The organism is Paenibacillus terrae, from assembly GCF_005217525.1.
Lineage (GTDB): Bacteria > Bacillota > Bacilli > Paenibacillales > Paenibacillaceae > Paenibacillus > Paenibacillus terrae_C.
The window spans coordinates 7,813-15,403 of record NZ_PNXQ01000017.1 but is presented as its reverse complement, the minus strand read 5'-3'; the positions used below and the strand labels follow the sequence as shown (position 1 = coordinate 15,403).

The 7,591-nt window shown below is 43.7% G+C and carries 8 protein-coding genes; 2 read left to right on the top strand and 6 right to left on the bottom strand.

Going from position 1 to position 7,591, the window contains the following annotated elements:
• From C1I60_RS23355 to C1I60_RS23330, 6 genes are all read right to left on the bottom strand, one after another.
• Window positions 1-799 (bottom strand): contractile injection system protein, VgrG/Pvc8 family (locus tag C1I60_RS23355; protein ID WP_215811620.1); only part of this gene is annotated, 799 nt, incomplete at its 3' end.
• Window positions 800-824: 25 nt separating this feature from the next.
• On the bottom strand, window positions 825-1,295 hold the full coding sequence (locus C1I60_RS23350) for a DUF4280 domain-containing protein (protein ID WP_137063904.1): 471 nt from the start codon (window positions 1,293-1,295) through the stop codon (window positions 825-827).
• 31 nt (window positions 1,296-1,326) lie between these two features.
• Complete coding sequence (locus C1I60_RS23345; RefSeq protein ID WP_137063903.1) at window positions 1,327-1,956, bottom strand: hypothetical protein; 630 nt, start codon at window positions 1,954-1,956, stop codon at window positions 1,327-1,329.
• Window positions 1,957-1,968: 12 nt separating this feature from the next.
• Window positions 1,969-2,481: an imm11 family protein gene (locus C1I60_RS23340; RefSeq protein ID WP_137063902.1), complete on the bottom strand. Its 513-nt coding sequence runs from the start codon at window positions 2,479-2,481 to the stop codon at window positions 1,969-1,971.
• A gap of 12 nt (window positions 2,482-2,493) precedes the next feature.
• Window positions 2,494-3,597, bottom strand: a complete 1,104-nt coding sequence (locus tag C1I60_RS23335) for a pentapeptide repeat-containing protein (RefSeq protein WP_137063901.1) — start codon at window positions 3,595-3,597, stop codon at window positions 2,494-2,496.
• Window positions 3,598-3,611: 14 nt separating this feature from the next.
• Window positions 3,612-5,114 carry a hypothetical protein gene (locus C1I60_RS23330; RefSeq protein WP_137063900.1) on the bottom strand — a complete coding sequence of 501 codons (1,503 nt, stop codon included), beginning with the start codon at window positions 5,112-5,114 and terminating at the stop codon, window positions 3,612-3,614.
• A gap of 284 nt (window positions 5,115-5,398) precedes the next feature.
• Here C1I60_RS23330 and argR point away from each other — a divergent pair, with 284 nt between their 5' ends.
• Window positions 5,399-5,851 (top strand): arginine repressor, encoded by a 453-nt coding sequence (gene argR, locus C1I60_RS23325; protein ID WP_137063899.1) that lies wholly within the window; start codon window positions 5,399-5,401, stop codon window positions 5,849-5,851.
• Window positions 5,852-6,285: 434 nt separating this feature from the next.
• Entirely contained in the window at window positions 6,286-7,524 is a 1,239-nt protein-coding gene (gene arcA, locus C1I60_RS23320; RefSeq protein ID WP_137063898.1) for an arginine deiminase, read from the top strand.
• The last annotated feature ends 67 nt before the right edge of the window (window positions 7,525-7,591 follow it).

Genomic DNA, 7,591 nt, shown 5'->3' with positions numbered 1-7,591 from the left:
AGCCACGAATCAATTGGCCTTCACGCTTGGTGATGACGTAGGTTTCGTGATTGCGCTTGACTTCGTCTCCCAGTTGCAGCATCTGATCCCATTCAAAGGTATATCGGGTGTAATCCCCGATGGCAGCCGATTTCCAGCCGTTCGCCTCCTGATCCAGATAGGGAGCGATCTTGCGTTGTAGCGTAAAAGGAACCTCTTTCAATTGAATATGCTGCCGTGCCTGAGGGATACCGATCCAAATTTGCGCATGGTGTGAAACGATATTAGGAACGAGTAAGGCTCCCACATGCGAAGCCAGACGTTTTAAAAAAGTCCAATCCGTCTCCTGATACTGCATGATGAACTGGTCTGTCGCTTTTTTCTCAAAAGCTTCATCAATCTTGTCCGAGCCTTTATAATCGGCCAGTACCGCATCTACAATGTCTACATACTTTTGATGGATGTGTTGAAAAGAACGGTTTTTGAGCTGCGTATCCAGTTTGAAACTATGAGAAATGACGTCGAGATTCACCACGATCTCTTGATGCAGGTGTTGTACATCTACGCAGTACAATTGCCCCATAAATAAGGGGTGTTTCCGTTCTTTGGCATCCGAATACCAGAGTTCGATCTTATCGTCGCTGCTTGCTTTAGTAATAATCGTATCTGCCTGATCGGCTTCCAAGCTGCCCGTGATCACCAGTCTGGCATGTTCTCCCAGCTCATGACTCATGTGGACGTGCGTAAGACGCAGCTTGCCATAGGGCCAAGTGACATGTAAGTGCTGATAGGTAAAGCGGTCTTTCGCTACGATGCTCATCCCTTACTCTCCTTGCTTGATAAAATCAGCCATCCTGTCCGTCATCTGTAATGGAAATGATGCCTCCACCACCCGATCCCGTAGCGGAATTGTCCGTGCTGCCTCCAGCAAAAAAGGAGGATATCGCGTCTGTTACACCTGTGCAGCTACACATTAAGGTTGAATTACTGAGCAGGGCAGGGGCACCCTCCACCAACACATCCTCTTTTCCGCCTGTCCACTTGGACCCAAACGCAATTTCCGGTTCACAGGGAAGACCCTGCTTCAATTTACACAGACCAAAAGCATTGATTTTGCTAATATTCGCTCCACAAATGGCATCTTCTACGCTCAGGACGGGTTTATCTTTAATGTAGACGCCGTGGCTGTACATCGTATTGAGTACACCCGGGTCTGTACCTTGACTGCATTGTAACTTGGCTCCTCTGACCACATAGGAATGCTCCCCGCTGAGCGCACCTTGGGCCAGTGCCTTGATAAGTAGGGGTAAAAACATATAAGCACCTCCTTGGATAAAAGGTAAACATTTAAGAAAGCTCCGACCATGTCGCAGTGTGCAGCATGGCATAGGTTAAGGGAACCCATAAGGGGGCATCCTCCAGCTTAAATTGGCAGCTCCCGATCACAGCCTTGCCATGCCAGGAACGCACAAAGGCAATCTGATAATAAGGGGAGGGGGAAACTAGAAAAATAGCTTCATAGCAGCCGATGATAGTATCTTGAATAGAAAGAGCCTTTTCATCCACGAGCTTCATACTCGGTTGTACACGACTCGTTTGCTCAATCATCTGTTGTTGATAGATTTCTATTTGCGTGGGGTCCAGATCTTGCCCACTTTGGTGCAGTCCGAACAGGATTCCGCCCAGCTTGTCTTGAACGATGAAGCTTTTCGACGGGTCTATCGTCTGCCTGGCACGAGCTTCTGGAATGAGAGAATCCGGCAGGGATAGGGTAAGTTGATCCTCGAAGACAGGAAGGGCTTGAAACCGGATTTCCTGCTGATCCGGAAGGGTTAGTGAGCCCTTCAAAATTCCCTTTATCGCTTCTTCAATAGATACCAGCATCCAGCTTTCATCGTTCTCCGCCCCGCTTAACTGCTCTTTCAACGTTTGTTGATAATGCAGCTTCAAAAAAAATTCATCCCAATGCTCCGTCAAGATTGAACCTCCTTATAAGAGTTCTAGCTTCTGTAGCCGAAAACCACTCAAACTTCGACGAAGCAAGCTTTCAGCAGCCTCCAAGCTAACGATGAAATAAGGTTCCTTCACGTTGGACAGTCGAAAAAAATGGTGCTCTTTCACCTTTTGACTATCCAGCACAAGGCGTTTCAGCGTTTGATCGTGCGGATAAAATTCAGTCTGCTCTGAAATACCATCCACAGAGGGAACAGATGAAATCCAATATAATTCCTGGCGGCCAGGTTCCCGGTTCACGATATACAACTGTTTAAAACGGGCTTGTGGATTGTATAGCTCCAGAATCCGTTTCATCGGATCGGAAAATAGCGGTTGTGAGGCTGAAAAAGGCAGCCAGTCTGTATACTCGGCATCTTCTGTCGCATGAACATCTAAAACCTGAGCCGGGGGCATGCCAACAAATGGTGTTTTAAAAAGAACCGTATTTACAGGTTCGATCTGGCGCGAAATACGATGATCGTCGACCAGCACATAATAATGGCGCATACACATTTCTCCTTACTCTGTCCATACGATGGATTGACGCTGTGCTTCATTCAGCTTCCAATGCTGTTGGTATCTTCGCGGGACAAGGGTTCCTTGCATCGAAGCCCCCTCAAAATACGCATGTTCAAACGAATGTACATCCGTAAAATCGGCTCCATCCAGATTGGCGTGTTCAAAACGCAGTCCACATAGCCCCGGCACCCGAGCTCCATGTTCCCGATGCGGCTGTCCGCTGGCACGGCTGAAGCTAGCACCTCTCAAATCGCTATATCTAAAATCCGTGTCGGTCAGGAGACACCCCTGAAAGCTGCCTCCTTCCAAATTCGCTCGTTGCCAGATGCTCCCGATCAATATGCAGGTGTGAAACTGGCTTTCCCGTAAGTCACTGTGGCTAAAATCGTTATAGCGCAAATCCTTTTGGATCAGGTGAAGGTGGGGAAGAGAGAGCCGCTTTAGGTTTTCGTAGACATAGGGTTCTTCTTCGCTGGATTGCATCAATTGTTCGCTCACATCATCTGCAACTAGCGCTTCCTGATCTTCGACATATAGATTCTCGCTGAAATCCTTGTACTCGCCCGTTCGGATGGCTAAACGATCAGCTTTATGAATAGCGAGATACTCAGGCATTTGAACGGCTTCTGCCAACCCTAAGCGCAGGAGTGAGCTCACAAACTGGTGGAAAAAGGGAGCGGATTCCAGCATCAGTCGTTCAACGTCCACGGAAGTGATTGTCCCCATATATATTTTTCGCTCCTGCTCCAAGGCTTCCAACATGGTACTCATCGGTGCGTAGGCCCATGAAGCGTCATAGGTTAGCTTGCAATCGGAATCATCTTCGTACCATTCAGCAGAATAAGCCTCGACCATGTACAGGTAGGATTGCTCCAGCATCTGAGTGCGCAAGAACGAGTAGTGGATATATCCAATCGGTTCTTTTTGCTCTTGGTGCTGCATGCTCAGAATGTGTATACATAAATCCCTGAACGATTTCTGGAAGTCGGAAATGAGCTGATCCTGACAACGGTAAAACTTGTTCTCCAGCGTATCCAGCTGCAACTCTAGTAAGGGTGTAAAATGATGCTCCTTAAAATGGTGTAGCGCCGCTTGTTTATCCATCTACTAACCTCCCGTTAGTTCATCTTGATTTCCGTACCGGAGAAGGTCGTTTTATCATCCAACGTAATAGTATTGCCTTTACCAGATAGCTCGATTTTTCCGGCGGAAAGCTGGATGTTGCCGGAACTCATAACGATATCCGAAGCCGCGCTAATACTCACATTTTTTCCGCTTACAATATCAATGCCCGTTTTATCGTTAATGACAATGGACATGCCGTTGCCGGAGATGACGATTTGATCGGGGGCGAGCATGATTTCTTTGCCGTATTTGGTTCGTAGTGTCTTAATGGCAGGGTCAGCCATTCGATCAGGCGCAGGAGCTGCTGCGGACATTGCTGAAGAAGACTTTGCTCCGGCAGACGAAGCAGAAGCAGTCGCATGTCCAGTAGCGGCAGAAGATTTTCCAGCGGAAGGCTGCGGTTCTCTTTTAACCGAGCTGATCGCGTATCCTTCTTCCTCCTTATAACTGGGGAAATAAATACGAATGCTGTCCCCGTCTTCAGGCATACAATACCAGCCTGTGTTATCCGCAGATGCATAAATGGTAGAATAGGGAAACCAGTAATCCGTGTTCGGATCTTGCTGATCGTCCATATCGAGCTGGGCGCGGACCTTGTCCCGACGAACGTTCAGTACCTTGCCATGAATAGAAGCACCGATAATGGAGCGATTGTAGTCTTTAATAGGACGTAAGCCGCTTCGTGGCGACAGCTTGGCGGTATGGGTCAGCACCCCATCCTTTATCTCCGTTAGCACCTCAGCTACGATCAGCTTATGGCCTTGGAAGGTCACTTCATAGCCAGGCTCCAGCAGCTTCTCTGTCTCGACCTCATATTGGATAAAATCAGCATCGCGTACGCCGGGAATATGGTTTTCAGAGGCAGTTTGAAAATCCGCGACCCGTTTGGTGACTTTATAATTGGTGGAGTGTATTTCGCCCTTGCTGAGTCCCATAGGCAGGCCAAAATAAAACTTTGGTACCCCATAGCCCACCGCAGGAATGAGTGGAGAGTAGAAGTGGGAAGCCATCCGTTTCAAAAATTGCCAGTCGGTTTCATCATATTGCATGATAAAGGTGCCGATGGGCTTTTTATGGGACACAACATCCATGGCTTCGGCTTTGGAGTAGTCCGATACAATACTTTCGATCAGACCCGTATAGGTGAGCTTGGGGTTCTGGAAAGAGCGTTGATGCCGCTTAATATCTAGCTCATAGGTATGAGATATGGCTTCGACGGTCAGGTAATGAACGCCGTGAACGACTTTTTCCTCCACATCCAGGGCAATGCCTCGAAAAAGGGGCTGTCGATTGCCATTTTTGTCTGTAACAAAAGCTTTGACCTGAGTCTCTTCATCTGAAGCACGTACATACAGCTCGCGCTTTTTCTCCGAGATGATGCCTGTACAGATCATTCGGGCATGATCATTGACTGTTTTTAAGATTTTAAGCTCATGAAGGCGAACGAATTCATAAGGCATGATTTCGATATGACCGTATGTCACGATGTTTTCCATAGGTGTCTCCTTTCCTAAATCCAGCATATGTATTTATCGGTTAAAAGAGAGAGTTAGTTTACAGAATGGCCCAATCGTTGGGGTATTTACTATGTGTATTTCTGGAATTAGAAGATATGGGAGGAAGTGTAGCGTAGTGCTTACAAGAGGTTGCACTAAGAAATGTAATCATCCGGGGTGAAAAAATGAAAGAAGGTACACAGTCTGTATTGCTCTTTATAGTAAATAATAGAAAATTAGAGCAAGATATGATAAAGCTATAATATAAAAAGGAGTGTCTTGCTATGAAAAAAGAAAAAAGACAACGATTAATCAAGCAATTGGTGAGTGAATATGAAATAGAAACACAAGAGAAGTTAGTAGAATTATTGGCAGAACAAGATGTAATAGTAACGCAAGCTACGATTTCACGGGATATCCGTGAGCTGAAATTAATAAAAATAGCTTCTCCGAAAGGATTTATGATATATAATGTTTCCTCTGAAATGCCTTTGCAAACTGATTTGAAGTTAAAGAAGAAGTTAACAGAAGTTGTTGTAAAGATTGATTATATTGATCAATTAACGATTATAAAAACGTTGCCTGGCAATGCAAATGTTATCGGTGTTTTATTAGATAATTCAAATTGGAGAGAAATGGTAGGATGTGTATGCGGGAATGATACCTGCCTTGTCATTTCCCAAACCCTATCGGATCGAAAGATTTTAGAAGAAAGATTTAATTTAATTTTTAGATAAAATAGCTAGTTGATTGTCAAGTGAGAATACGAGGTTACTTGAATTTAGTAATTAAAGAGCGTAGGGTGCCCGAATTTGAGCATGCCGTAGATGTGATGTCTTGTTGGCTCAAGCATCACAGCTACCTTGCGGGCGTTCCTTCGTTCTTTTTTCTTGTGGATACGCTTGCATTCTACATAAGCAGCAAGTTGATAATGTAATTTTTTTAGATCAGCAGTTAAAGCCCAGATATATTCATCAAATATACGTAATATGAAATAGATTTCGCAGATAAACTTACAAAATCTATTATAAAAATACATTTTTTTTATTATTTTAAAAATAAAAACGTGAAATATTTCTCAACAAAAATGTTGGCGTTTGCACGAGGCGGAAAGCATGGATCATTTATGATGCACTTGTAAACATCAAAAATTAAAAAGGAGGTACGACAAATGAAGCATCCATTGCATGTTGCTTCGGAAATTGGGGAATTACAAACGGTTTTATTAAAACGTCCGGGACAAGAATTGGAGAACTTAACGCCGGATTATTTACAACCGTTATTATTTGACGATATTCCCTTTTTGCCGGTGATTCAAAAAGAACATGATTATTTTGCCCAAACATTACGCAATCGGGGAATTGAAGTTCTTTATTTAGAAAAGCTCGCGTCCGAGGCATTAGTGGATAAAAAACTGAGAGAAGAATTTGTTGACCAAATGTTGGAAGAAGGAAGGGCTGAAGGAGAAGGGAATGTTTCACATCAAATTTTAAAAGAATATTTACTTTCCTTCTCAAATGAAGATTTAATTCAAAAAATAATGAGTGGTGTACGGAAAAGCGAAATTGAAACGAGCAAGAAAATGCAACTATATGAATTTATGCAAGATCATTCTCCATTTTATTTAGTTCCAATGCCAAATTTATATTTTACCCGCGATCCTGCAGCTGTTATTGGTGATGGATTAACGATTAATAAAATGAGAGAAACTGCACGAAGACGTGAATCATTGTTTATGGAGTACGTTATCAAACATCACCCAAGATTTATCAGTCATAATGTACCGGTTTGGCTGGATCGCAATTATGAATTTCCAATCGAAGGCGGTGATGAGCTCATTTTAAATGAAGAAACCATTGCAATTGGTGTATCTGCCCGTACTTCAGCTAAGGCCATAGAACGTTTAGCCCTAAATCTATTTAGCCGTCAGGAAAAATTCAAGAGAGTACTAGCCATTGAAATTCCAAAAAGCCGGGCATTTATGCATTTAGACACCGTATTTACGATGGTTGATTATGATAAGTTTACAATTCATTCAGCGATCCAAGGACCGCAAGGAAATATGAATATTTATGTTTTAGAAAAAGGTCCGGATGAAGAAACGCTTAAAATTACCCATCACACCTCTTTAATGGAATCTCTAAAAGAGGTTTTGAGCTTAAAGGATTTGGTTCTTATTCCTTGTGGAGGAGGAGATGTAATAGCCTCTGCTCGTGAACAATGGAATGACGGATCCAATACATTAGCCATTGCGCCAGGAATAGTTGTTACGTATGACCGTAACTATGTATCAAATGCTTTATTGCGTGAACACGGTATCGAGGTAATTGAAATATTGAGCTCGGAATTATCCCGTGGCCGTGGGGGGCCACGTTGTATGAGTATGCCAATCGTTCGAAAAGATATTTAAATTACGGAGAAAGCAGGGATAAATATGGGAAAAACTAATTCAAGCTTAAAGGGTAGAAGTTTTCTTG

Coding starts and splice junctions, on each gene's coding strand:
- arcA (WP_137063898.1), top strand. CDS start 6,286: ATGAAGCATCCATTGCATGTTGCTTCGGAAATTGGGGAATTACAAACG.
- argR (WP_137063899.1), top strand. CDS start 5,399: ATGAAAAAAGAAAAAAGACAACGATTAATCAAGCAATTGGTGAGTGAA.
- C1I60_RS23335 (WP_137063901.1), bottom strand. CDS start 3,597: ATGGATAAACAAGCGGCGCTACACCATTTTAAGGAGCATCATTTTACA.
- C1I60_RS23340 (WP_137063902.1), bottom strand. CDS start 2,481: ATGCGCCATTATTATGTGCTGGTCGACGATCATCGTATTTCGCGCCAG.
- C1I60_RS23350 (WP_137063904.1), bottom strand. CDS start 1,295: ATGTTTTTACCCCTACTTATCAAGGCACTGGCCCAAGGTGCGCTCAGC.
- C1I60_RS23330 (WP_137063900.1), bottom strand. CDS start 5,114: ATGGAAAACATCGTGACATACGGTCATATCGAAATCATGCCTTATGAA.